A 25,678-nucleotide genomic window follows, 5' to 3' on the forward strand; every position below is an offset into this window, starting at 1 on the left:
AACGATGAAGCTAAACGAAATCAGAGAAAGATTTATAAAATTTTTTGTAAATAATGACCACGAGCAGGTTTCTTCTTCTCCTTTGATTCCAGAACATGACCCAACGCTCATGTTCACAAATGCTGGTATGGTGCAGTTTAAAAATATTTTTACTGGTGCTCAAAAAACTGAAATGAAACGTGCTGTCTCAAGTCAAAAGTGCCTAAGAGCAGGCGGTAAACACAATGATCTGGAAAATGTTGGCTATACAACTCGGCATCACACATTTTTTGAAATGCTCGGAAATTTTAGCTTCGGTGATTACTTTAAGGAAACTGCGATAGAATTTGCGTGGGAATTTATCACTAAAGAGTTATCTCTTGATAAAAACAGACTATCCATAACCGTCTACCATACTGATGATGAGGCGTACGAGATTTGGCGTAAGATAAGTGGCTTTTCAAGTGATAAAATCATAAGAATTACAACGGATGATAACTTTTGGAGTATGGGAAGCACTGGTCCGTGCGGTCCATGTTCTGAAATTTTTTATGACCATGGGAGTCCTAATTTACAAGAGGACGATAGAATTGTTGAAATCTGGAATCTGGTATTCATGGAGTTTAACAAAGATGAAGAAGGTAATTTACACAAATTGCCAAAAAAATGCATCGATACTGGAATGGGCCTTGAAAGAATAGCGGCTGTTATGCAAAACGTCCATGATAACTATGATATTGATCTATTTTCTGCTCTGATAAGTAAATCACAAGAGTACTGTGGAAGAACGGAAAATAAAATAGCGCATAAGATCATAGCAGATCATCTTCGCGCGGCTGCATTTCTCATCGCAGAAGGAGTGCTTCCTGGAAATGAGGGCAGGAATTACGTATTACGCAGATTAATTAGGAGAGCCACACGTTATATTCACCTGCTTGGATATAATGATTCCCTACTCCATCGTATTTTTCCAGTGTTGATAGATAGCACGAGTTCGGCTTATATGGGAGCTGAATTAGTCAGAGCTAAAAGCTTAATAGAAACGACGTTAAAATCAGAGGAAGAAAACTTTAAAGACACTTTGATGAAAGGTATCAATCTCCTGGAGAAATTCACTACAGATTTAAAATCGGGCGATACTTTGCCTGGAGAATCAGCGTTTAAGCTATATGACACCTACGGATTTCCTTTGGATATTACACTTGATATTTTAAAAGAGAAAAAAATAAATTTTGACCAGAAGGGTTTTGATGATGCAATGGGAGAACAAAAAGAGAGAGCACGTGCTAAATGGGCTGGATCTGGTGAAAAATCTGTTGAGCAAGTATGGTTTGATTTGATCAATAAATTTGGCAAAACAAAATTTGTTGGTTATGAGTTCAATGAAGTAAGTGATGCGAAAATACTAGCTATAGTTTCCTCTAAAAATGAAGTAATTGATTCTGCAAAGGAGGGAGAAAAGATAACCATTATACTTGATAAAACACCTTTTTATGGCGAGTCAGGTGGACAAGTGGGAGATACTGGCAGTCTGATCAAACCTGGTAGAAGTATTATTATAGTCGAGAATACCAATAAGGTTAATGACCTATATTTGCACAGATGCATAGTTAAATCTGGCTCAATGTGTAAAGGTGACACAGTTACAGCAAGCATAGATAAGGAAAGAAGGCAAGCCTTAAGAAGAAATCATTCAGCTACACATCTTCTGCACTTTACACTCAGAAAAATTCTAGGTGATCATGTCACTCAAAAAGGTTCCCTAGTTGCACCAGATAGACTGAGATTCGACTTCAGCCATAACACTCAAATGACTCAAGATCAGTTGTTTTGGGTAGAGGATATGGTAAACTCTCTAATCAGAGAAAATCTTTCCGCATCTACAAAAATTCAAAGCATGAATCAGGCAATAGACGAAGGAGCTATGGCGTTATTCGGCGAAAAATATAGCGATCAAGTAAGAGTAGTGAAGATTGGAGATTCAAGGGAACTGTGTGGTGGCACGCACGTTGAACATACTGGAGAAATCGGTTTATTTAAGATAGTAACAGAGAGTTCTGTTGCTTTTGGAGTGAGGAGAATTGAAGCTTTAACTGGTCAGGAAGCAATCAATTATGTACGTGATAATGAAATTAACTTAAAAAAAGTTGCAGAATTCGTAAAAGCGCCAGTGAGTGAAATAACAAGCAGATTAAGTATTTTAAGTCAAGAACACAAAAAATCCGAAACCAAAATAAAAAACCTATATAAAAAGCTTGTGAGTGCAGAGAATATAAAAAGCACCGAAATAAATGGAATAAATTTTATAAGCCACACTTTCACTGATATTCCAGCAAATGTAATAAGAGAGTTTGTTTTGCAGCAACAAAAACCAAAAACGGTAATAGCTTTTACGGCAACAGAAAAAGATAAAACAGTCTTGATTATTAAAGTAAGTAAAGACTTAATCAATAAGATTAGCGCAAAAGAACTAATATCCATAGCAGTTAAAAAGAACTGTGGTGGGAATGCTGAACTTGCACAAACAGGCTGTGATAGCAATAAAATAGATGATGCCATTACAGCCATTTATAGCAAAATAACAGCTTCTAAGCACTCTACGTCATACCACCACGAACCGTCATACCGCCGCGGCGCTAACAAGCAGCGGGATACTTAACCATCGTCTACACCGTCATACCGCGATTCATTCGCGGTATCTCTTAGCCGCTAACAAGAGATCCCGCTAACAAGCAGCGGGATGACGAATTACTATGCCGCCGCGAACCGTCATACCGTTGCAAACCGTCATACCGCGATTCATTCGCGGTATCTCTTAGCATAGATCCCGCTAACAGGTAGCGGGATGACGGTTGTCAGGCTAGCTGTCATCCAAGTAGCTCGACTACTTGGATCCAGGAAAAAGAATGGTGTCATGAAAGTAGCTGACACTGATTCCTTTATGATGGTGTCATCCCAGTGCCCAAGCAACAAGGACAACATTGCAAATTTAGAGTTCAAGAGGGTTATTCCTCGAGAACTACTGCGTCAGAAAGCTGGCGTTGAATTTGTATATAATGTTGATCTTGGAGGTTTTTATGAATAATAGTGAGAGAAAAGAGAAATTAGAAACTCGTATTCTATCAAGCAGAGGTAGGTCTTTGCTTGACCATGAGCTACTGGAACGTAATCTATCTGCATACACAGAAGGAAGAGAAGTTGCCAAAAAGCTAATGGAGCTCTTTAGTAGTTTAGGAAGGGTAATTAATGCTGATCTTCACGAGCTAAAAAATGTTACAGGAATGAACGATGGAGCAATAGCAAATATCTTTTGCCTGAAAGAGATTTTCGATAGGATATTGAAAGGTAAGTTAAAAAAGCTGTCGATTCTTGATAATAGAGAAGAGCTACTAAAATACTTTAAAGCAGCAATAGGACAGTCAAGAAAGGAAAGCTTACGAGTGGTATACTTAGATCGAAGTGGTCATTTAATATATGAGTATGTTCAAGACTGTGGAACTATAGATAGAGTGCCTCTATATGTGAGGGAAATAATAAAACAGGGATTACTGATTGACGCATCATCTGTTGCAATTTCACATAATCATCCAAGTGGAGATATAGAGCCATCTAAAGAGGATGAAGATAACACACTTACATTAGCTGCAACCTGTGAAAATGTAGGAATGAAATTAATAGATCATATAATCGTAACACAGAAGAGCCATTTTAGTTTTTATGACAGTGGTTTATTGTAATCTGTAGACTGAAAGGAAAGTTCTCTAGCTTTCCTTCTTTTTTTTCACTTCATAAATTAAAAAATTCAATATAAGCTTGAACAGCTAAAATTAGTAATAAAAAGTGGAATTAGGCAAAAAAATAAAGGAACTTAGGTTATACTGTGGTTTAACACAAACTGAGTTAGGAAAAAAAATAGGTGTTTCATATAGGCAGATACAAAGGTACGAAAATGGTTCAAACCACATTTTGGCTAGTAGACTATACGACTTAGCAAAAGCTCTATCAATTAATGTGGCTGATTTTTTTACTGATGTGCATGACGACTCACATGAAGCTTATGATGAGGAGATATTAAAATTAGTCAAAGGATACAATGAAATTAAGAGCAAAAGGTTACGTAGTGTAGTTTATATATTGGTAAAATCTTTTTCTCAAAGTATATTATCTGATACGTAAAATGACCATACAACATCCTATCGATAAGCAAATAGGTGAAAGAATAAGGAAAAGAAGGCTAATATGTGGTTTTAGCCAAAGGGACTTAGGAAAAAAGCTTGGAATTTCATTTCAGCATATACAAGGATATGAAACTGGAGAGGTAAGGCTTGTAGTTGATAGATTGTATAATTTAGCAGAAGCTTTGTCTGTTGATATGTCATATTTTTTTACCAAAGCCTCTGAAGACTTGCATGATAAGGCCTTTCACAGCGATGTAGGCAGCGAAGAAACATCAAGATTAGTAAGAGAATATAGAAAAATTAAAGATGAAACATTGCGTGATATTGTACATTCAGTGATAAAGGCTCTTGCTAACAAATAGTACAAATTTTAAAGTTCAGGTATTCTTTATAATATAAAACACTTCTACAAGCAATACTAATTAAAGTAAATTATTTATGGTAAATTGGATTAAGTTTTAAAAACCACTTTACTTTGTAATAGTTAACCATTTATTTCTGATATACAAGTAGCTATGTGAAACATAGCCACTTGTCTCCAATCAAGAACGTCCTACGGATGTTGTTTTGTTGTCTTTTAATTTATTCACCCAAGAAAAGGTCTCACTACTTTTAGAATTTTGGTCGCCCCACCTTCCACATCTAGTAAAACTGCCTTTTTCTACTGCTTCTTTAACAGACATTCCACCAAATAAACAACCCTTTCCTACGATTTCTCCTATTTCTTGCAACTCGTTCCACATTTCTTCATCTTCTACCTTAATTTGTACTTGATGATAGTCTGCTGTGTCATGATATACCATTAAATTTAGCTCTCCTAGGCTAGTATAAAATGTGACTGCAAAAGCACTGTTATCCGATATATCCACGTAGTCTCTTTCACCGCCTTTCCCAGTTTTGACTTCAACTTCACCATCACCTATTTTTATAATATTGCCACCAAGGTTTAAGTCTCCTTTACTTAAGCCCAAATTTTTTGCACCTTCTACAACTTTGGCAACATCAACTATGCAGCTATGTGAAAATTCCATATAGAAGGTCTTATTATCGATTTCTACATTTTCAACAGTTCCTTCTATAGTAGCGTTCTCTCCAACTTCCCTGAGTTTTGTGAGCCTACTATATATTTGTGGCTCAATTTCTTTTTGCACCTTTTGATGAATTTCAGTTATTTTCTTATCAACTTGTACATTAAAATCTGCTCCATTTAATGCTAACTTCCTGATTATATCCTCTTGTTTATTCCCTTTGAATTCATCACGATACATCTTAAACATTGTAACGTTAGCGAAGCCAAAGCCATCTTCATTGGCAGCATTTATTCTTATTCCTAAGTCCAAAGCTTCATCGATAACTTTACTTAACTCGTTTATATTTTTAGCTGCAATAGCTTTTTCCAGGAATTCATTTAGTTTCATATTTTCATACTCACTTAGTCTTGTCCTGCATAAAGCTGATCGAAATGGATTGAGCTCCTCAGGATATGTTAAGACAGGTAATTTACTAATCTTTTTATTCGCTGTTGGAGCAGCTTTTATAAAATTAGGTAATAACCCTTCTTTTGCTATTCGCTCTACCGCTTTTAACATTTTACTAGGCAATTTTTTACCATTTATTTTTTTCATTGTAACCCTCACTTAATTTCATTACTATTCGATCATATCGTGATAAATATTATTTAATTGTTAATATTGCACGACTTATTAATTTACTATATATTATAATAACAAGTTTTACGGGCATTTACACTAGAAAAACACATCTTGTAAAAATTATTTCAATTTCAATCAAAGTTGGGTATTGTGATTGTAAAACTGAAAGAAATGGATCTCTTGTCTTACTCCACTGAAAAGTTGAAGAAGCATTGTCAGCTACTTGATAATGAAGAAAAAATAATTCTATATGAGCAGCTGCTAGACAAGGCTAAAGACATACTTGAAAATTCAAGAGATAATATTTCTGAACTGAAAAAGATCAGTAAAGCTGCTGTAGCAATAGAGGAAACCACCGATAAGCAGTTACTAGAAAAGTTTAATGATGACTACCCGCTAAGAGAAGTGGACATTTTAATCTACTCTCCTCAAGGAAATACTGAATATCTATTCAGCATAGATAACTCGTCAGAGCTTTATGATTTAAAAGAAGATAAGGATAAAGCTCTTTATAATGCAGTAAAATCAAATGATGTTGAGCTTGTAAAAAAGCTGCTAATGATCCTTTTACCTACAGAAGTAGGTAATTTTGATGTAGAATACTTGGAAGAATTGAAAATATTGCTGTCAGGAATTCACAAAGAATTGCAATTATCACAAGATATGAAAAATTATCTTGTGAAGACGATAAAGTTCTATAGTTTTTTATGTAGTAATTTTAGCTTATTAGTTGCAAATCCTACTGATGTAAAAGCTATGATCAATCTATTTGCTACTCAACCAAATATTGATTACCAAATAGATAAGCTTCTGCTTTCTTTTATTGTGAGAGATGTTGAGGAAAAAAAGCTAAATTCTGAAATCAAACACATGATAGAGCTTCTTGAGCAGCATGAAAGATTTGCTGAGCTCGAATATAAGGTTAGAAGATTAAGATCAGAGTTTGCATGTGGCAAAAGCAGATACTCGGCTGAAGTAATACGAAATAGCATTGCAGAACGAGAAAAAGAGATGAGGGAAATTGAGAAAAAATACGTAAGGCCAAACGATTTAATTAGCGAGAGGCAGAAATTATTAAAGCAATTACTTTGCTAGCTTTTTTTCCACTTCATAAAATTTGTTGTAAATTTGAATAAGAGGTGAAAAGTGCAATTAGGTAAAAAAATAAAACAACTTAGGTTAGATCGTGCTTTGACACAGACCGAATTGGGAAAGAGAATAGGTGTTTCGTATAGACAGATACAAAAGTACGAAAATGGTTCAAATTGTGTTTTGGCCAGTAGATTATATGATTTAGCAAAAGCACTATCGATAGATGTTGCTAACTTTTTTACTGATATGCACACTGACTCACATGAAGCTTATGATGAAGAAATACTAAAGTTAGTCAAAGGATATAACGAAATTAAGAGCAAAAGGTTACGTAGTGCAGTTTATATATTGGTAAAATCTTTTTCTCAAAGTGACAATACATAGTTAATATTACCTGATACGTAAAATGACTATACAACATCCTATCGATAAACAAATAGGGGAAAGAATAAGGAAAAGAAGGCTAATGTGTGGTTTTAGTCAAAGAGACTTAGGAAAAAAGCTTGAAATTTCATTTCAGCATGTACAAGGATATGAAAGCGGAGAGATTAGGCTTGTAGTTGATAGGTTATATAAATTAGCAGAAGTACTATCGGTTGATATGTCGTATTTTTTTACCAAAGCCTCTGAAGACTTACATGATAAGGCCTTCCATAGCGATGTAGGCAGCGAAGAAATATCAAAGCTAGTGAGGGAATATAGAAAAATTGAGGATGAAACTCTGCGTGACATTGTTCATTTAGTGATTAAGGCTCTTGCTAATACAGGCTTTAAAGCATAAATTCTCTCCTTGAGTCGTTGAAGAAAACTTAAACTTTCATTTTCTTCATCATTTTGCTTTTCTTTCACTTTGATGCGTGTAGTCATACCAACTCTCATTGTTGGCCAGTCAAATAGGAGACATTGCAGAGTTGTTTAATTGTGGAGCTGGCAAGAGAAGTAATAAATTTGCACAAAGCACCCTCAAGCAGAGCAATTGTATCGTATATTTTATTGCGCAAAATGTTCTGTTTTATATATAACCAAAGCCTCTCAACAGGATTTAGCTCAGGTGAGTACGGAGGTAGGTATATAATATCGATATTTTTAGGTACCTTTAAATTTTTTGACCTATGCCAACTAGCACAATCCATAACAAGAAAAGCCTCTCGTGTTTCTAGATATTGCGACATCTGCTCAAGAAATATGTTCATGCAATCAGTGTTGACATTTGGTGCAAATAAGCTAGAACTCTCTCCATTTCTAGGATTAACCGCACTATAGAGATAGAAATTTTGCCTACCTAATTTTGTTTTAACCTGTGTTCTAATCCCCTTTTTAAACCACCCATGTCCAACCTTTGAATGTGTGCCAAACCGTGATTCATCAAAGAAAAATAGCTCTTTTTCTGGATACTTGCTAATAGCTCCATTGAGATTTTTTTTTGAATTCCTCTTGTTTGCTTTTATCTTGTCCATTATGAACTGGTCTTGGTGTAATATATGAGAATTTCATCTTTTGCATATAGCGGTGTACTGTAGATTTGCTGATATTTAATCTGAACTTTTCCTGGATTCTTATTCTCATTTCTTTAATGGTAATATTAGGATTTTCTTCTATCCACTCTTCAATTTGCTGTAGTTGAACCTGATTTAATTTAGTTTTTCTACGGCGTTGTGGAGGAGCAAACAGTTTTTCTTCTCTGCCAAATTTCAAGAGTTTTACCCACGAAGTTAGTGCGCTTCTTGAAATGCAATATATTTTTGCTACAGCCGTTATACTGTACTTTTTTGCTGCAATTACAGCATTTAGTTTTTTTGAAACATATGCATTATTCCTTACTTTCTTCAGCATTTCTTTTGCTGATTCTACTACTTTTTCATCCAATAATTTTGATCTTAATGCCATTTATACCTCAACTATTTTACTTACTTCATTATGGCTTTTCTTCCATCTTTGTCCATCTGTTTGCCGTGTAATGGGAATTGGTATTAGAGGTTGTCCGGAAACAAGTAAAAGGCTATAATATCTGAAATTTTAGTACGGGGTAAAGATGAGAAAAAAGTATCCAACAGATCTAAGCGAAAGGGAATGGGCAAGAATAGAAAAACACTTCAGAGTATCATACAAGAAAGGAGGAAGGCCGCCAAAGTATAGCAAAAAAGAAATATTAGAAGCAATTTTCTATGTATTGCGTACAGGGTGTCAATGGCGGTATTTACCAAATGATTTTCCGCTATGGAAGACTGTGTATGAGCAGTTCAGGCAATGGAAGAAGCAGGGAATTTTTGAGAAAATGAATTATGAAATTACAAAATATAGTAGAAGAAAAATAGGAAGGAATGAGCAGCCGAGTGCCTGTATAGTAGATAGTCAATCTGTAAAGACTACAGAAAAGGGGGGATCAAAGGCTATGATGGAAGTAAAAAAGTAAAGGGTAGAAAAAGGCATATAATTACAGACACTCAGGGTTTTATACTAGGTTGTTACGTAGGCGCTGCTAACGAAAATGATAGAGATGGTATTAAAATAGCATTAAACAATATGAGAACAAAATATACTAAAGTTAAAAAAATGTGGGCTGACATGGGATACCAAGGAAGAAATTTAAAGAATCACATAAAGGAAGAATATGACATAGATATTGAAATTGTTAAAAGGCCTCCATGTAGATTTTGGGTGCACAAAGATACGCCACCTGAGCTACTACCAACAAGAGAACAAGGGTTTAAAGTACAGCCAAGAAGATGGGTTGTAGAAAGGACTTTTGCTTGGGTTAATAGGAATAGAAGGCTATCGAAGGAGTATGATTTACTCACAACATCCACTGAGAATTTCATATACCTAGCTATGAGTAGGGTTATGTTAAAGAGGGAATATGCTTGAATTTACTAGTTTCCGGACAACCTCTAACTATTGCATTCCTGCACAATTTATTCTCATGATAAAAACGTCTTAACTTTCTCTCTACTTTTTCTGGGTAAGGTCAAATAGAGAATTTTACAAAAATCTATTTTTAACTTACAATCAATTATTACAATTTTAAACCTACAACTTATGTATAACAGACTTATAGTCAAATCTTTTTCAGTATTATGCATCTGTTTATTTGCTTTATACATAACACTGCCAAATTTCTTTGATAATAAGCTTTTTATTTCGAAAAAAAGAATAAACTTAGGCCTTGACCTGAAAGGAGGGGCATCTTTGCTTTTAAACATAGACTTAGACTTCTATTTTAAGGAAAAGCTAAGCATGCTAGCTAACGAAATAAAAGAGACATTGCTAACAAAAAATATTGAATCTAACGTACAAAATAGCGTTATAACTTTAAATAATATTGATGATTATAAAAAAGCATCTGTGTTGATTAATGCGATAAATCCAAATTTAGAGCTAAATAGAAAAGATTCTTCGATTCTCATTTCGTATAAACCCCATTATAAAAATTCTTTGATCAGTGAAGTAGCTGCAGAATCAATAAACAATGTCCAGCGCCGTTTGGACAAACTTGGCACAAAGGAAGTCAGCGTTCAAAAACAAGGGCAGAATAAAATATTAGTGCAGGTGCCTGGAGTAGAAGATACCAAGCAGATAAAATCTCTGCTTGGCAAAACTGCTAAGCTAGCTTTTCATTTGGCAAACACTAACATAGCCAAGGTGCAGGATATAGACCATGAAACCACTGTCATGCTCAAGGATTCTTTAGGTAATTCTTATCCAATATTCCGCAAAACTGAAATAGGTGGTGATTCGCTGGTTAACGCATCAGTTAGATTCGGCAATTTAGGTAAACCGACAGTGCATTTTAAATTTGACAGTATAGCGAGTAAAAGATTCGCGAAAATCACTAAAGAAAATGTAGGAAAGCCTTTTGCAATTGTTCTGGATAACACAGTTTTAACAGTACCTACAATACGTGAGCCAATTTTAAATGGAGAGGGAGAAATTAGCGGTAATTTCACTGAAAAACAAGCAAGCGAACTTGCAATACTTTTAAAATCTGGAGCACTGCCAGCACCACTTAAAATAATTGAAGAAAAAAACATTGGCCCAAGTCTTGGAGAAGAATCAATAAAGGCAGGGGAAATGGCAGCAACAATCTCTATTATAGCCGTGGCTTTATTTATAATCATCACTTACGGCAAATTAGGTGTATTGGCCTCTGTTGCACTTTTTTCTAATGTAGTTCTTATATTATCAATTCTCACTCTGCTTGAAGCAACTCTAACTTTACCTGGAATTGCCGGTATTGCACTTACTGTTGGTATGGCGGTGGATGCAAATGTTTTAATATTTGAGCGAATTCGTGAGGAAATCAAATCTGGCAAGAGAGTGGAACGTGCTATTGAAGAAGGGTTTAAAAACGCTATAAAGACAATACTGGATTCAAATATCACTACATTAATTGCTGCAGGAATAATGTTCATTATTGGCAGTGGAGCAATAAGAGGCTTTTCTGTCACTCTATCAATAGGAATTTTATGTTCGATGTTTTCTGCAATCACAGTCACAAAACTCCTGATAGAGTTGTGTATGAACCCGAAGGAACTAGCGCTTTGAATTAAGGATTTAGATCTCAGTCAACCACCTTCATTCCCACAACGTTATATCCTGAATCAACGTGCAAAATTTCTCCAGTAGTGCCACTACTTAAGTCGCTTAATAAGTATAACGCTGCCTTGCCAACATCCTCTATTGTAACATTGCGTCTGAGCGGAGAGTTATTTCTATTCCATTCTGATATGGAGTGAAAATCGCTTATTCCAGAAGATGCTAAAGTTCTGATTGGACCAGCGGAAATTGCATTTACTCTGATATTTTGTGGCCCGAGATCACATGCTATATATTTTACACTTGCTTCAAGTGCCGCTTTACATAAACCCATAACGTTATAATTTGGCATAACTTTTTCAGCGCCATAATAAGATAAAGTAAGTAAACTACCACCATTTGACATCATTTTTTCAGCCCTTTGCGCTAAAGCAGTAAAAGAATAGCACGATATATGCATTGCATTGAGGAAGTTATCCAGTGAAGTATTGACATATTTACCATCTAACTCATTTTTATCGGAGAATGCTATTGCATGCACCAAAAAGTCAAGAGTACCCCATTTTTTCTCTATTATTTCGAAAGCGTTATCTATGATTTTTTCATTTGAAACGTCGCAGTGTAATATTAGCTCCACATTTAGTTCATCTGCTATTGGTGATAGTTTTTCTTTTATTATTTCATTCTGGTAGGTGATTGCAAGTTCTGCTCCGTGCTCTGAGAGAGTTTTTGCTATACCGTATGCTATTGATCTCTTATTTATTATTCCGGTTATTAATCCCTTTTTGCCTTGTAATAGACTTGTCGTCATAGAACTATCTGTTTTTTTATAATTTGGAATATTAACTAGGTAAAGTCAAGATATCACTATGTTTTAAAATATTTTTTGCAGTAACTTGAAGTCTATAAACAGTAATCTTGATTCTTCTACAACAAAGCCATTCCATATGACATTCTGCCTATACCCAATTAAGCATATTAATAAGTAAGTAAATCTTAATATAATCTTATTATACTTATAAATACGCTGTATAGAATGAAAGTATGGATGATTTCATAACTGCAAGAAGAAAAGATGATGCTGTGGTATCTGTTTGTCAGGATAATAAGAAAAAAAACGTGTTAATTTTAGGGCTCAATCAAGTTGCAAGGGATTTGTTAAAATATGAAGAGAAGAATTTGCTTAATAAGCCATTAATTAATATCTTAAGCACAAGAGCAGCTGACAACGTGAAGAATTATTTAGAGTATACCGAAAATGGACACGATTTACTTGATATACTACCTAAAGTGATAGATTTTTCCTTAATTGATGCTAAGGGAGAAGATATCAGGACAAAAGTAAAAGTTTTCCGCACTGCACAATTTGCCAGTAATAAAATAAATTATGAGCTATTAATACGTGATATCAGTTTGTCCCATAAACTAGGAATCTTTAGAGATAAATATCTAATGGGTAAAAAATATAAAAACCATGACTTATTCGATATACCGGGCAATGAGTCCACTATTCTAGAGTTATACGTTATATTAAATTTTGCCTTTCAACATCAAATTAATGCAGCTATAGGAGTGATTGGCTTAAATAGTAGCTGTAGTGAGACAAATAATGCACTGAAAGTTATCATAGAACATTTTTATAAAAATTGCCGTAGTGATGATTTTCTAGGGTATATTGATGAGAATAAAGTGCTTTTTGTTTTGATTAACTGCGATGTAAAAAGTATATCTAAAATAATTAATCGTATACATTCTGCCATTAATAAGCAGTTATTAAAGCGAAAATTACCAAGTGTATCAATAATTTATGGGAATATAGCTCAAAAACAGGCAGCAAAATCTACCAGCGGTGCCTTCTGAAAAGTTGTTTTTTATTTATATTGAGTTTAAACTTAAATTTTTATAAAGATTTAAGTTTATTTATGAAGTTAAAGTACTACCTGGTAGCACTGCTTTCATCATTGTTTTTGCAGAATAGTGCTAGCTCTAAAACAATTTTGGATAAGGAAATATTTTATGCAGAACTAGACGGAAAAATAGATTTGAGATTCGGCTACGCCTTCAACAGAGATTCTTTCAATGCTAAGCCTAAGGATAAAACTTCAAGTTATTCATACTTGCGCTTTCTTTATTTACAGCAAGTTTATCCAAATACTCAAATGGGGGTTAATGTTAAGGCAGGGGTTTCTGGTATTGCAAACCTAAAAGCGTTAGACATAGAAAAGTTAGACATGGAGGAATGGTATTTTATCATAAAAAACCAGGAACTTGGATCAATTGAATATGGTAAAAGAAGTTTAGTTGGTCAGAGCATGTTAATTAACACTTCAAAAATTTATGCAGCTGCTGGAGGAGTAAATGGTCATTGGACAAACTATGCAAATTTGCGCGGTGATCATAAAAAAGATGGTGACCCTGGATATGATCAAGACAAGGTGTTCTGGGTCAAGCCCAATATTTATAGCGATTATAATGAACTCGAACTAGGGTTAAAACAATCATCAATTAACTACATCTCCCCTGAAATCTATAACTTTCAACTCGGATTCAGTTATGTTCCAGGAAAAAATAACTTACAGTACAGCAATTTAATTGCTGCTGGCCTTTCCTATAAAAACAGCTTGTCAGATGATATAGGTTTTACTACTGCCTTAACTGGTGAATTTGCAAGAGAAAATTTAACTGATTGCTCAGATGGAACTTCTAAAAATTATGAATGCCGTAATCAATTACTGCACTGGAATTTTGGTTTGAAGCTAAAATTGTTCGATCTTGATTGCATTTTTTCGTATGGTAATGGTGGTAAATCTGGTGAGAAGCGTAATCCTGAAATAAATAATACGTATTATATGAATGCAGGTATCGCTTACCATTCTGATTCTTACAAATCAAGCTTAACATATTTTAGTAGTGGTAGGGATATTGCAGGCGAAGGTACAAACGAGTTAACATCATATGCTTTAAGCCTTGAAAATTCTCTTTTTTTAGGTACTTCATACTATTTCGATATTGTAAAGTTTAGTACAAAAGAGCCTAAAATAGAAAATAACAACTCTGGTTATGTGTTCTTGGCTGGACTGAAATTAAGTTTTTAATATTGCCTCCTTCCAACACTCTTTTCTGTTATCCAAGGTAAACGTTCACAGATTTCCACTTAATTTTTCAATCTCACTCATGGAGAGGCCAGTAAACTGACCTTACCCAGAAAAAGTGGAGAGAAAGAAAAGAGTTTTTTCGGGTAAAATAAAATTTTGGAGGATTAGAAATGGTAAGAGAATATACGGCAGAATTCAAATTGGAAGCTGTTAAACTGGCAAATGAACAAAGAAAGGCAGGTCAAACAATTACAAAAATAGCAAGAGATTTAGGAATAAAGGGTGGTTTATTAGGAAAATGGATGAAGAAATATAACGAAAAAAAGTCAGCGGCAAATGCATTTCCAGGTAGAGGTAACATGGCTCCTTACGACAAAGAGAGGTTTGATTTACAAAGCAAGAGTAACAAGGGAAAGAGACATTTAAAAAAAAGCCCTGGCCAGTCAAAAAGAGTAAAATATTTTTTTATATAGTAACTGCTATAAAGTACAGGAATTATGTAGGATTTTCTGCTAGTGGCTACTATAAGTGGACCACAAGAAAAATAAGCAGTAGAGAATCAGCAAATAAAGAGCTACTCGAAGCTATTCAAAAAATATATCAAGTTTCTAAATGTAGATATGGAGCTCCTAAAATTCATGCTGAATTGAAGGCTTTGGGTAAAAGTTGCAATTTGAAAACGGTGCAAAGTATTATGCAGAAAAATGACATCAGGGCTATACTGAGAAGAAAGTTTAAAATTAAAAAACAACAAACAGATAATAGAGCTGTAGCTCCCAATATACTAGATCAAAACTTTATTGTTGATCAACCAAATAAAGTATGGGATTACTTACATCAAAACCAAGGAGGGATGGCTATATTTGGCAGCAATAATTCTCACGTATGGTAGTTAATGAGTAGTGCAATAAATAAACAATTGGTTATGAACTCTTTATTAATGGCCATTAATAGGCGTAAACCTGTTAAAAATCTACTGCTGCACAGTGACCAAGGTTCACAATATACTGCGCAAGGGTATCAATATCTCTTAGCTGTAAAGAATATAGATGAGTAATAAAGGCTGTTGTTACGACAATTCTGTTGCAGAAAGCTTCTTTAGCTCATTGAAAAGAGAAATACTTATTGATACTTCACAACACTCTGCTCAACACACTAGAACTGCAATATTTGAATACATAGAAATTTTTTATAACAAACAACGTCACTATTAACTATTGCATTCCAGAACAATTTGATGCATCATTCTTTTTGTAAAAAACATTCCACACTTTCTCTCCACTTTTTCTGGGTAAGGTCAATTTTCATTGCACCCTATATTGTCCATTCCATTAGCTTTACTACGCTCGTTACCTCACGCAGCATAATGGTCTGTTCTAGGCTGTTGGCTAGACTTTGCCTAAGTTGGATTTTCACCAACTGTATTCTAAACGCTTACTTGGCGCACCCATAACAAAAATGCCTGAAAAACGTTAATAATTATATACTATTATTAATAATTATTCAACCATATTTTAAGCTTACAATTTTGAGCTTAACTGACGCTTATGGATAGGGGCAACTCTATCACCCTGTGTTATGTTTATTTTCTAACGGACGCTGATTTTTGTATCGTAATTTCTTGCTATAAATTGGTTATATAAGAGCTGGCTTCTAAAATTTTATAACCCTAATTTGAATTAACAGACAGTAGAATCGAAAGATTATTACAAGGAGAAATCTACACAGATCGACCCTTTTGTGAATCTGCGTTTCTGCTTTCTTCAACTTGTTTTGCAAAAGATGTTTCCGGTTTCTGAAGTGGCTTAGCAATTTCACGCACAACGGCAATAACTGCTGTTAAAAACGTTTTTAACAATGCACCTAAAGCTCCACCAACTGCTTCCCTGCCATATATATGAGCTTGCTTTTCGTTACCGTCAGCAGTTTCCCCTGCCCTCCTTCTTGGATCCATCCTATGAGCAATCACCGAAAACAACACTCCCCTGATTGAAGACTTCACTTTTTCCTTTGCTTCGTGGACATCCCCATCTTTTGCTGTTTCATGTCCATGACTTAAGTGTTTAGCGTTCATTAGCTCCTTTTGTTGCTGGGCAAACATGCTACTTAATACTTCTTCTATCACTTGCTTTCTTCTCTCTAACTCTTTTCATAGATTCTGATTTATCGCGAGTGTGTTTGGTAGTTTCAAATTCTGCATCAATATCTTCGGACGCAGCCTGACTATATAAAGTCTCTATGAGCCTGTCTATGCTTCGCTTTATTTGCATAGTCCTTTCGTAACTATCCGAATTATCAATTCCTTCGTCGATCTGATTTAGAATATCCTCAAAAACTTTCAAATAGTCTTGAATATACTGTATTATGTATTGCTTATCTTCCTCTTTGTGTTGTTCTTCTTGATTTTGCTGATTTTCATTTTCTAAACTTCTCTCTCTTTTATCATCGTTATTTTCTTCAATATTATCACCGTCTTCCTCGAAAAGGTTTTCGTCATTCATGATTTTTTTTAATTTAGTTAAAATTCTCACCAGTTATTATTGTATATGAAAAAATTAAATTAACATTAATGAAAAGCGTTTACAACTTCAGCACTAGTTAAAACTACAGTAAAGCCGTCAAAAGTAACAGGATCATAATACCTCTCATACAATTCAACTGAACACCTAAGCCTTATCTTTTCCTTAGCATTAAAACTAATTTCATAATCATTATTAGAGTTTAGCATAGCAGAATTACGTAATAATTCATCAGCTAATACAGAGTCTAAAATTCCATTAATTTTTATCGTAATGTGTCTGCTTCCAGCACAATCGAGCACTTTCCTCCAGCCAAAAGAAGAAATATCTTTCACCTCTTCTCTGTTATTACGCAAAGTAAACCTTAGGTTTCTTATATTATTTAACACAATAAAATTATTGTCATGATCTTTAATTTTTAGCTGTAATTTGCTCATTATCACCTCCTTTTATTAAAATATCAAAATTAATTGTTGAATGTAAAATTTCATCGTGCTGATCCATAGCACAATTACTTTCTAAAATGGCCTCATTATTAAAACCTTCAATGCTCTTAAGTATCAAGTGAATATGCCTTATAATGGCAAACATACTGTCTATATGATAAGTATATATGTCGCATGAAAATCTTGCCTTTGTAGCAAAATTGGACAGCATATGCAGGTTATTATAATTCACTACACGCAATCTCAGGTAAGGAATGGTGACCTGTTTAGGTAAGTAGTCATAAATGTTAGTAACATATTTCCTTAAATCAGAGTTTGCTTTTAGTGCTTCATAAATGCTACTGTACAACTCGTTTATAGCTTGAATTTTTTTCATAATTAACCCTCGAAAGATATATAGAAACTCGTCATCCCGCTGCTTGTTAGCGGGATCTATCCGTAACGGTATGACGTAGTAGCCCAGTTTGAATGACCAGAAAGAGCTACAAAACAACCTTTGGTTCGCGAAATGGAGAATATACCTTCTTCACTTCAGATAAATGGCTACTTACCTCCGATTCACGATTTTTGTAAAGAGCAGAAACATGCCGCATAATACCTAGTTTTATCTGCTCAGGAACATTGTCATAACCAGCTTCGTATACAACATCAACTCTTATTGCATTCAAACAATTGAAAAACTCAACGTAGCCCCCTACATCACTAAAATAATACTTAAGTGTACTCTTCTCTTGATTTTTAGACATCATTGCAGTAGCCAATACTATCTTACTCACAGGGCCATAGCTTAAATAGATCCTACGAGGTACATAATCTTCATATGAAACTTGCCATGTTTGTTTCACCAGTGACTTTTCCATATGCCATTCAGCGTAATCAGTTGCCATAAAAATTAGATCTGAAATCAACTTATCATCCTGGTCGTTCTCAATGCGTAAAAAAGATTTAACCTCTTCTAAAGTAACTGGAAAAGATTCAGGCTTAGATTTACGTTGCACAGATATTCTTGGTGAAGTAGATCTTATTGACATAATAACCCTCCTTTTTGATATAGCTAGAATAAGTAAGGTTTACCTCGTGACAGCGTGGGGCAAATCTTACTTACTTTAGCTATGCAGCTTGCATGCAACATTAAGTTAAATTGGCGCAGCAACAACTCTGAGTGCTTTATCGTATGAATATATTAAGAAGAGAACGTATTAAAGCTGTTTCTCCTTTTTTGTTGATAAAATTTGAACTTATAGCATATTCAACTAGGCTGGATTTTAGTAGATTGACATTTTGAGAATGAATATTATTGAAGGTGGAGTTTAACTCTTTAGCAAGCAGACTGCGAAATTTTTGCACACTGTCATATGCGATATTTTCAAGTTCATGTGCAAATTTATCTTGAGCTATAGTTGTTATATCTTCAATTTCCTTATTAAACTCCTCTAGCTTTTTTTCGTTATTTTTAAAATTTTTCGTAAAAGTTTTCATATCAATTAAACTCAACTATTATTATGATTATAATGACAATGAAAAACTACCGAAGTAAAAAATTCACACTACTGTGTAACTTACAAATACTTTTTACTACATTCCAGCGTCACGCGCTGGAATCTATAGCAAGTGTACAAATTAAATTTTACAAACACCGTTGTGCTGAATCTTGAATATTCACTTCTTTCAATTCAGTGGTAGGTTTTGGTTCAGCGATGGGTTTTGATATTGTGTATGTAATGCCACCAGCTATCAGTGCAGATACCACAGAAGCTGCAACTATTAATAGAGCAGACAATCCGGAAGCAATACTAAGAGCAGCACCTACTGCTAACATAGCTGCAAGGCTCGCATAGGCAACTTTTGGGGAAAATTGTCTTTTTCCTACTTTTTCTAGTGACACTTCATTTGTTTTAGTTTTGCCCAGTTCACCATCAAGTGGTGTGTTTTCATTCTCCAGACTTCTTATTTTTTGTGTTAGTGATTCATTCTCTTTATTGAATTCTTTCAACTTAGTCTCATGTCCAACTATGCAACTTTTTGATTCTGCTAGTTCCTTTTGCGCTTTTTCTAACAACACTTTTGTTTTAGAATGCTTATTTTCGTTTTCTTCTAATTCGCTATTAAGTGTTGTATTTTTACTTTCTAGATCTTGTATTTTTTGTTCTAGTGATTCATTCTCTTCATTGAGTTTCTCCAGTACTTCCAATTTAGTCTCATGTTCAGTGACACAATTTCTCAATTCTGTTAGTTCCTTTTGCGCTTTTTCTAATGGTACTTCGTTTTTTTTAGTTTTTGTTTTTTCTAATTCACCCTTAAGTGTTGTGTTTTCATTTTTTAGATTTTTTATTTCTTGTCTTAGTGATTCATTCTCTTCATTGAGTTTCTCCAGTGTGTCCAGCCTAGCTCCATGTCCAGTGATATAACTTTTCAATTCTGTTAGTTCCTTTTGCGCTTTTTCTAATGGTACTTCGTCTGTTTTAGTTTTTGTTTTTTCTAATTCACTATTAAGCGTTGTGTTTTTACTTTCTAGATCTTGTATTTTTTGTTTTAGCAATTCATTCTTTTTCTGCTCATCCTTTAGCTGAGTACGTAATTCTTTTAACTTAGCTTTACGTTTTTCAACCTTTTCTGCTTTTTCTGGAGTTTCCGTTGCGTTGTGTGTTTTGGAATGAGAAAAGGTACTAGGTACAACCTCAGATGGCTGATCACACATACTGTTTAGTCTATCTATTAGGTCTTCATCCTTTATCAATGAGCGATCTGCTCCATGCTTTATCAAAAGCTTTGCTAATTTTTTATTGTCATTTGCAAGAGCATAATATAAGGGAGTATGCTCAACTTTATCTTGTGCATTAACATTTGCTCCACCTTCTACTAGATATTCTGCAATCTCTACACAACCATATGCAGCAGCATAATGTAAAGGGGTCAGTCCATCTTTATCCTGTACATCAACTTTTGCTCCACATTTTACCAAAAGTTCCACTGATTCTTTATTGTTATCTGCAATAGCCCAATGTAAATGGGTCACGCCATCTTTATCTTGTGCATTAATATCTTCTCCATTTTCTAATATAGATTGGCCTAAAGCTTCAGATTCATCTGCATCAAAATATATTCCACTATCGCCACTATTACTTTTATTTAAAAAGGTCTGTTCCCCATTATATGTAGTATACTGCTCTGGATGTTGACTGTGCAAGTCATTATGTTCTATGCGCTTCTGATTATTGGCAAGTCTTTGTTCTGCCTCTTGCAACTTTTGCGCCATAGCATCTCTTTCTCTTATAGCCTGTTCTTTTTCTAATGTATCATCTACTTTGTCTGTATTGTTTTCATTAACGATTGAGTTTGAAGAAGTCTGTTCATCCTCATCTTGTACATAGACTTTTTTGTTGTTTGGTGTAATTCTACTATTCTCTTCCTGATGTTTTGCACCCCATGCTTGTACTGCAGCAGTTACGTTATTTCCGTTCAAAGCTAAATTTCCTGGAGTTTTATTATTAGGCTGCAGTAAAGTGCCTTGTCTATAAGGTTGTCTTCTCGTAGCTCTTGTCTCAGCATAACGTTGTTCTCCTTCCTCTAACATTTTTATTATAGCCTTTTTACCTTCTACATCGCCGACAATATCCCTTGGAGTTCGGCCTTGACTATCTTTTAGTAAAGGATTTGCGTCATTATTCAATAAAAGCTGAACTATCTCTTGATGACCATGCAAAGCAGCAATGTGCAAAGCAGTTAGCTTAGACTTAGCTTCATCAAGTTCATATATTGGTTCATTAACTTTTGCTTCCTTTGCTAGTAGGAGTTTTACTATTGGTACACTGTTACATTCCACAGCAAGATGTACCAACATATAATTTACAATTTTGTCTGAATCTAATATACTGAACATCTTATCTATCTTCAAATTGTTATAAGTGCTATATACTATTGAGTCTGCATCTTTTAGCTTATTCCCTATTCTTTCAAGTAAATTATTCTCATTTAAACCTTCACTCTTGCTTACCTCATTTATTATTTCAAAAAACTTTTTCTTTTCCATTGCCGTAACCTTTCCTCTCAATTTATTTATTATTGCTGAACCATCTCACAAAAAAGTTAAGTTTGTCGAAATTCCATGTTTGATCTAAAAATTAGTCATAAACATTTTCTATGCAAGTAGCTGACACTGGTTCATTCTATAATGGTGTCACAGCAGTCCTACATCATGCCACCGCGAACCGTCATACCACGATTCATTCGCGGTATCTCATCCGCTAACTGTTCTCCCTCATCATACCGTCACGGTATCTCCAGATCCCGCTAACAAGTAGCGGGATGACGATTGTCAGGGTGTCATCCCAGCGCCCCTATGATGTCATCCGAGTAGCCGACACTGGTTCCTTTATGATGGCAGTGCCCCTATGGTGTCATTCCAGTGCTTGACACTGGAATCCAGCCTTTCCATAATCATCAAAACATTGTATTTTAACGTAAAACAGCTATTTTTATGCTCACCAACTTAATAAAATTCCTGGATCCCAGTGTCAAGCACTGGGATGACAAGATATAAACCTTATCGTCATGCCGTCGCGAACCGTCATACCGCCGCGGTATCTCCAGATCCCGCTGGGATGACGATTGTCGTTTAGCTATAAATATTTAAGAAATTTACCAAACGAAAAAAAAAGGCAAAAGAAGCCCTGGGGTTATTATCTGCTTTAAAATATTGGCGTTTTTTATGTTTTAAACGCTTGACAAGCAAGATTTAGCTGCTTTTAATTGCAACTAACCTATGCTGCAAATGTTTAAGAAATTTACTAAGCAGAAAAAAAGACAAAGAATCCCCGAGTTAGCTAGTCCTTTACTATCTCTGTCGAGTATTGGCATTTTTTGATGTCTTGTAACGCTTTATAAGCGCGTTCAGCTTATTTAGATAAAAATCTAGATGTAGATGAAGTTTTGTAAAGACATACAGTATCTATATACTGCAAAAAATTAAACATAAGACGCCGATACATTAAGTAATCCTTACCTTTTAATCTGCAGATTGGCGAAAGCAAATACAATAGCTTCAGTTTCATGATAAGGGGGCTGGCGAGGTTTGTCAAGCAAGTTTTTTGTTTCTGCGGACTACCTAGATTAATATTATATAGAAGGTTTGCTGCCAATAAAGCCTAAACTTACCAAATACATTTCTGTAGATTCAGATCTACTTGACTTTGGTTTAAAGTATTTTACTGTTTTAAACATTTTTTTTAGCTCGTTACAAAAATCTTTGTCAGATTCTCCTTGGAAAATTTTTACTACAAACGTGCCACCATGACTCAAGAAATGCTTTGCAAAATTGAGCGCTGCTTCGCATAAAAGCATAATTCTGATATGATCCAACGATTTTAAACCACAAGATTCGGGCGCCATGTCAGATAAAATTACATCAAATTTTTGATCCTTGAATTTTTCTCTTAAAATTTCAAACTCATTGATAATATCACATTGTATAAACTCTACTCCATTAATTGCGTTCATTGGTTTTATGTCAAGAGCAACCACATTTGCACCTTTCTGAGATGCAACTTGTGACCATCCACCAGGAGAAGCACCAAGATCAATAATTTTTTGCCCTTCTTGGAATAATTTAAATTTGTTATCCATTTCTACCAGCTTATATGCTGAGCGTGACCTATAACCATCCTTGCTAGTTTTTTGCACATACTGATCATTCAAATGACGATGTAGCCACCTTGTTGAAGATAGTTTTCTGCCTCTAGCCGTCTTTACTCTAGTTTTTATTGCTAATACCCTACTTATTATTGATTATATCTTTAAGCTCTTTTTCAACTACTTCTTTTACCAGTGCATGTAGATATTTATTCAGCCATTCTGAGAGCTGAGGTTTTAAAAGAGATGTAACTAATTCTTCAACAGTAAGGTTCGCTTTTTTTTGTTGTTTATGCTGTAATTCGTTTTGCATTTTTCCAAGCAACGCTTTGATCTCTTCCATATTCTCTTTTAAAATTAGATGATCGTTATTTTGCGCTTGTAAGCCGCTATTACTCGCTTTGTTATTACTCATTTGGATATTATCGTACAAATAAATATCTTTTTTTTCTTCTGAATTGTAGCTATGGCCATTAAATTGGTTATTGTTGCAAGCCATTTCCTCACTTTGGTCATCATTATCAATGTCCTCTTTTTCATTATTTTCTTTTTTGCCATCTTCTTCTATTTCTTCTGGATACTCTTCCTCAAGGTATAGCACATCATCATTTTCATCCTTTATTTCTGCTTTATCGTTACTCGCGTTTTTACCCGATATAGCTTTTTTTATATCTTCTAGGATATCTTTTACAGATTGATTACCTTGTTCATCATGCATAGTGCTAATACCATTAAATTTAGAGGTTTATACTATTTATCATAAAAAGCAAGTTGTAAACACTAATCACATAATTGCTTTTTGCTTCAACTAAGTCTGAACGTGCTTTAAATAATGCATCTTCAGTGTCCAAAAGGTCAGATGTACTCTTTAAATTTAAGTTTACTTCTTGCTCAACTCCTTCCAATGCTAGAGCTGCTGCTTTTTCCGCTTCTTGACTTGCTTTGATAATGGCCTTTGCTGTCAACACATTATTCCAAGCATTTACAACTGCTTGTTCTATATTTTTTACCGTTTCATAATAATCGTAGGTAGATTTTTTTGCATCCATTTTAGCTTTACTGACACCAAAAGCATTAACTCCTCTCTTAAAGATTGGAACATCAAGAGTAAAAACTACATGAACATTTTCTAATAGTTTGTCTACCTTCATACCATCCTCCCCAAAATTTTTGCTTGCACTTAGATTTAAAGAAGGAAGCCACTTAGAGCTTTCAGCAATCACTTCCATTCCGGCTGCTCTTTTTTGATAAACTGCTGCTTTTAGAGATAAATTATTGGTTTTTGCTAACTGTAAACATTCATTTAGCTCTGGAACAGAAGGTAGTTTATCATTAGCTTCAGAAAGGTCATCAGCATCTTCGCCAATCAAATGATAATAAGCAATATTTACCAACTTTAATTTACCTTCAGCATCAACTCTTTCGGATATAGAAGACGAAAATTTTGCTTTTGCTAACAAAACTTCAGCATTGGTTACCTCTCCAAGGGAAAAGCGTTTTTTCATAGCTGACAAATGTTCCAAAGAAACGCGTTCTTTATGTTCTCTGAGCTTTAATATTTCTGTCTTTTGTAAAACATTAACATATGCTTTCACAGCATTAAGTGCAAGCTCTTGTTTTAATTGCTGAAATCGCATCTTTTCTGCTTTGAGAAGATGGCTTGATCGACTGAATGTGGCAAAGGTACCACCGCCATCGATTAATTTCTGGCGCAATGTAAGTTTTTTTTCAGATGTATCAAGATTAAAGTTACTATCGAAATTGTATTGCAAATTAATGTCAGGTAAAAATCCAGCTAACCCAGAAGATTTATAGTGTTTTTCTGCGCTTTTATATTGGTAAAATTGAGACTTTATTTTTGAGCTATTTTTGATGGCTTTGCTTATCACTTCTCCCACATCGGTTGCATAGCAACTTATAGTATTAAAAATGATCGCAAGTGTGATAATCAATCGAAACATTCTAATTCCTATGCATATTGGTTGCGCAGCTCAATTACTAACATAAATTACTTTAATAATCAATAACTAATATTGTTGACACTATTGAGAAATTAAGTATATCATAGCTTACTATTGTTGGATCAAATAATGAAGACTTTTTTCTTAAAGGAGAAACAAATCAATAAAAAGTGGTTTGTCATAGATGCAGAAGGATTAGTGGTAGGGAGGCTTGCAGCATTTGTAGCGACACTATTACGTGGAAAGCATAAACCTGAGTATACACCTCATATGGATTGTGGCGATAATGTAATTATTATCAACGCAGAAAAGGTGCATTTCACCGGAAAGAAGCTTAAAGATAAAATTTACTATAAGCATACAGGTTATTCTGGTGGTTTGAAGAAAACTACTCCAGATAATATTTTAAATGGCAAATTTCCTGAGCGTGTAATAGAAATGGCAGTGAAAAGGATGCTTGATGATGGGCCTATGGCACGTAGACGCTTTGAAAATTTGTATGTTTATTCTGGTTCAGAGCATAAGCATCAAGGACAGCAACCTGAAAAGATAGATTTTGCCTCTTTGAATCGTAAAAATAAAAAGTAATGGAGTA

At 34.5% G+C, this 25,678-nt stretch carries 30 protein-coding genes and 1 pseudogene; 17 read left to right on the forward strand and 14 right to left on the reverse strand.

What is annotated here, in order from left to right; genetic code table 11:
* Positions 1–4: 4 nt before the first annotated feature.
* The 5 genes from alaS (at position 5) to ABWU74_RS00985 (ending at position 4,519) form a co-directional block, all read left to right on the forward strand.
* Positions 5–2,638 (forward strand): alanine--tRNA ligase, encoded by a 2,634-nt coding sequence (gene alaS, locus ABWU74_RS00965; RefSeq protein WP_353289334.1) that lies wholly within the window; start codon positions 5–7, stop codon positions 2,636–2,638.
* 186 nt (positions 2,639–2,824) lie between these two features.
* A complete protein-coding gene (locus ABWU74_RS00970; RefSeq protein ID WP_353289335.1) occupies positions 2,825–3,064 on the forward strand; it encodes a hypothetical protein in 240 nt (79 codons plus the stop codon).
* Positions 3,057–3,716, forward strand: a complete 660-nt coding sequence (locus tag ABWU74_RS00975) for a RadC family protein (RefSeq protein WP_236514289.1) — start codon at positions 3,057–3,059, stop codon at positions 3,714–3,716. The genes ABWU74_RS00970 and ABWU74_RS00975 overlap by 8 nt, the downstream gene beginning before the upstream one ends.
* 103 nt (positions 3,717–3,819) lie before the next feature.
* Positions 3,820–4,155, forward strand: coding sequence for a helix-turn-helix domain-containing protein (locus ABWU74_RS00980; RefSeq protein WP_264375456.1), 336 nt, complete (start codon positions 3,820–3,822; stop codon positions 4,153–4,155).
* Position 4,156: 1 nt separating this feature from the next.
* Entirely contained in the window at positions 4,157–4,519 is a 363-nt protein-coding gene (locus tag ABWU74_RS00985) for a helix-turn-helix domain-containing protein (RefSeq protein ID WP_353289235.1), read from the forward strand.
* Between the two features lie 180 nt (positions 4,520–4,699).
* On the opposite strand, the gene ABWU74_RS00990 is transcribed toward ABWU74_RS00985, so the two are convergent.
* Complete coding sequence (locus tag ABWU74_RS00990) at positions 4,700–5,782, reverse strand: hypothetical protein (protein WP_353289236.1); 1,083 nt, start codon at positions 5,780–5,782, stop codon at positions 4,700–4,702.
* A 177-nt stretch (positions 5,783–5,959) separates the two neighbouring features.
* Between ABWU74_RS00990 and ABWU74_RS00995 the strand changes: the two genes are divergently transcribed.
* From ABWU74_RS00995 to ABWU74_RS01005, 3 genes are read left to right on the forward strand one after another with little or no spacing between them, the layout of a single operon-like run.
* On the forward strand, positions 5,960–6,904 hold the full coding sequence (locus ABWU74_RS00995; RefSeq protein WP_353289237.1) for a hypothetical protein: 945 nt from the start codon (positions 5,960–5,962) through the stop codon (positions 6,902–6,904).
* A gap of 51 nt (positions 6,905–6,955) precedes the next feature.
* The gene (locus ABWU74_RS01000) at positions 6,956–7,285 is read left to right on the forward strand and encodes a helix-turn-helix domain-containing protein (RefSeq protein WP_007549995.1); all 330 of its coding nucleotides are present in this window, start codon (positions 6,956–6,958) and stop codon (positions 7,283–7,285) included.
* 22 nt (positions 7,286–7,307) lie between these two features.
* Positions 7,308–7,682, forward strand: a complete 375-nt coding sequence (locus ABWU74_RS01005; protein WP_264375450.1) for a helix-turn-helix domain-containing protein — start codon at positions 7,308–7,310, stop codon at positions 7,680–7,682.
* Between the two features lie 94 nt (positions 7,683–7,776).
* Here the strand turns inward: ABWU74_RS01005 and ABWU74_RS01010 are convergent.
* Positions 7,777–8,788, reverse strand: a protein-coding gene (locus ABWU74_RS01010) for an IS630 family transposase (RefSeq protein WP_094745768.1) whose coding sequence is annotated in 2 segments (ribosomal slippage) — positions 7,777–8,325 and positions 8,327–8,788 — 1,011 coding nt in all. Because the reading frame shifts where the segments join, the coding sequence is not laid out codon by codon here.
* Positions 8,789–8,933: 145 nt separating this feature from the next.
* Here ABWU74_RS01010 and ABWU74_RS01015 point away from each other — a divergent pair.
* Positions 8,934–9,766, forward strand: a pseudogene (locus ABWU74_RS01015) (IS5 family transposase).
* 53 nt (positions 9,767–9,819) lie between these two features.
* Here the strand turns inward: ABWU74_RS01015 and ABWU74_RS01020 are convergent.
* On the reverse strand, positions 9,820–10,101 hold the full coding sequence (locus ABWU74_RS01020) for a hypothetical protein (RefSeq protein WP_039964338.1): 282 nt from the start codon (positions 10,099–10,101) through the stop codon (positions 9,820–9,822).
* Here ABWU74_RS01020 and secD point away from each other — a divergent pair.
* Positions 10,088–11,443, forward strand: a complete 1,356-nt coding sequence (gene secD / locus ABWU74_RS01025) for a protein translocase subunit SecD (protein WP_246165649.1) — start codon at positions 10,088–10,090, stop codon at positions 11,441–11,443. The two genes, ABWU74_RS01020 and secD, sit on opposite strands and share 14 nt — an antisense overlap.
* A 16-nt stretch (positions 11,444–11,459) precedes the next feature.
* On the opposite strand, the gene ABWU74_RS01030 is transcribed toward secD, so the two are convergent.
* Positions 11,460–12,245, reverse strand: a complete 786-nt coding sequence (locus ABWU74_RS01030; RefSeq protein ID WP_006280349.1) for an enoyl-ACP reductase — start codon at positions 12,243–12,245, stop codon at positions 11,460–11,462.
* Between the two features lie 233 nt (positions 12,246–12,478).
* On the opposite strand from ABWU74_RS01030, the gene ABWU74_RS01035 reads away from it, so the two are divergent.
* From ABWU74_RS01035 to ABWU74_RS01065, 6 genes are all read left to right on the forward strand, one after another.
* A complete protein-coding gene (locus tag ABWU74_RS01035) occupies positions 12,479–13,294 on the forward strand; it encodes a PAS domain-containing protein (protein WP_010962355.1) in 816 nt (271 codons plus the stop codon).
* 62 nt (positions 13,295–13,356) lie between these two features.
* Complete coding sequence (locus tag ABWU74_RS01040; protein ID WP_264705760.1) at positions 13,357–14,529, forward strand: porin; 1,173 nt, start codon at positions 13,357–13,359, stop codon at positions 14,527–14,529.
* Between the two features lie 170 nt (positions 14,530–14,699).
* A complete protein-coding gene (locus ABWU74_RS01045) occupies positions 14,700–15,002 on the forward strand; it encodes a transposase (protein ID WP_209472831.1) in 303 nt (100 codons plus the stop codon).
* A gap of 122 nt (positions 15,003–15,124) precedes the next feature.
* The gene (locus ABWU74_RS01055; RefSeq protein ID WP_094189604.1) at positions 15,125–15,421 is read left to right on the forward strand and encodes an IS3 family transposase; all 297 of its coding nucleotides are present in this window, start codon (positions 15,125–15,127) and stop codon (positions 15,419–15,421) included.
* Between the two features lie 3 nt (positions 15,422–15,424).
* A complete protein-coding gene (locus ABWU74_RS01060) occupies positions 15,425–15,586 on the forward strand; it encodes a DDE-type integrase/transposase/recombinase (protein ID WP_010082071.1) in 162 nt (53 codons plus the stop codon).
* Positions 15,579–15,743: an IS3 family transposase gene (locus tag ABWU74_RS01065; RefSeq protein ID WP_084741697.1), complete on the forward strand. Its 165-nt coding sequence runs from the start codon at positions 15,579–15,581 to the stop codon at positions 15,741–15,743. Before ABWU74_RS01060 ends, ABWU74_RS01065 begins: the two co-directional genes overlap by 8 nt.
* 506 nt (positions 15,744–16,249) lie before the next feature.
* On the opposite strand, the gene ABWU74_RS01070 is transcribed toward ABWU74_RS01065, so the two are convergent.
* The 10 genes from ABWU74_RS01070 to ABWU74_RS01115 form a co-directional block, all read right to left on the reverse strand.
* A complete protein-coding gene (locus ABWU74_RS01070; RefSeq protein WP_274979027.1) occupies positions 16,250–16,654 on the reverse strand; it encodes a hypothetical protein in 405 nt (134 codons plus the stop codon).
* On the reverse strand, positions 16,632–17,030 hold the full coding sequence (locus ABWU74_RS01075; RefSeq protein ID WP_274979026.1) for a hypothetical protein: 399 nt from the start codon (positions 17,028–17,030) through the stop codon (positions 16,632–16,634). Before ABWU74_RS01075 ends, ABWU74_RS01070 begins: the two co-directional genes overlap by 23 nt.
* 65 nt (positions 17,031–17,095) lie before the next feature.
* A complete protein-coding gene (locus ABWU74_RS01080) occupies positions 17,096–17,485 on the reverse strand; it encodes a phage tail tube protein (RefSeq protein WP_353289336.1) in 390 nt (129 codons plus the stop codon).
* The gene (locus tag ABWU74_RS01085; protein WP_209473187.1) at positions 17,460–17,870 is read right to left on the reverse strand and encodes a DUF3168 domain-containing protein; all 411 of its coding nucleotides are present in this window, start codon (positions 17,868–17,870) and stop codon (positions 17,460–17,462) included. The genes ABWU74_RS01080 and ABWU74_RS01085 overlap by 26 nt, the downstream gene beginning before the upstream one ends.
* A 106-nt stretch (positions 17,871–17,976) precedes the next feature.
* The gene (locus ABWU74_RS01090) at positions 17,977–18,525 is read right to left on the reverse strand and encodes a head-tail connector protein (protein ID WP_095742630.1); all 549 of its coding nucleotides are present in this window, start codon (positions 18,523–18,525) and stop codon (positions 17,977–17,979) included.
* Between the two features lie 136 nt (positions 18,526–18,661).
* Complete coding sequence (locus ABWU74_RS01095; RefSeq protein WP_015588824.1) at positions 18,662–18,973, reverse strand: hypothetical protein; 312 nt, start codon at positions 18,971–18,973, stop codon at positions 18,662–18,664.
* A gap of 148 nt (positions 18,974–19,121) precedes the next feature.
* Positions 19,122–21,524 carry an ankyrin repeat domain-containing protein gene (locus tag ABWU74_RS01100; protein WP_138265074.1) on the reverse strand — a complete coding sequence of 801 codons (2,403 nt, stop codon included), beginning with the start codon at positions 21,522–21,524 and terminating at the stop codon, positions 19,122–19,124.
* A 1,085-nt stretch (positions 21,525–22,609) separates the two neighbouring features.
* Positions 22,610–23,188: an RlmE family RNA methyltransferase gene (locus ABWU74_RS01105; protein WP_010962344.1), complete on the reverse strand. Its 579-nt coding sequence runs from the start codon at positions 23,186–23,188 to the stop codon at positions 22,610–22,612.
* A gap of 76 nt (positions 23,189–23,264) precedes the next feature.
* Complete coding sequence (locus ABWU74_RS01110; RefSeq protein ID WP_010082598.1) at positions 23,265–23,840, reverse strand: PopZ family protein; 576 nt, start codon at positions 23,838–23,840, stop codon at positions 23,265–23,267.
* 19 nt (positions 23,841–23,859) lie between these two features.
* On the reverse strand, positions 23,860–25,083 hold the full coding sequence (locus tag ABWU74_RS01115; RefSeq protein WP_010082597.1) for a TolC family protein: 1,224 nt from the start codon (positions 25,081–25,083) through the stop codon (positions 23,860–23,862).
* A 129-nt stretch (positions 25,084–25,212) separates the two neighbouring features.
* Here ABWU74_RS01115 and rplM point away from each other — a divergent pair, with 129 nt between their 5' ends.
* A complete protein-coding gene (gene rplM, locus ABWU74_RS01120) occupies positions 25,213–25,671 on the forward strand; it encodes a 50S ribosomal protein L13 (protein WP_010082596.1) in 459 nt (152 codons plus the stop codon).
* Positions 25,672–25,678: the final 7 nt, after the last annotated feature.

Source organism: Wolbachia endosymbiont (group A) of Paraperithous gnathaulax (assembly GCF_964028485.1).
In the GTDB taxonomy this organism is placed as follows: Bacteria; Pseudomonadota; Alphaproteobacteria; order Rickettsiales; family Anaplasmataceae; genus Wolbachia; species Wolbachia pipientis.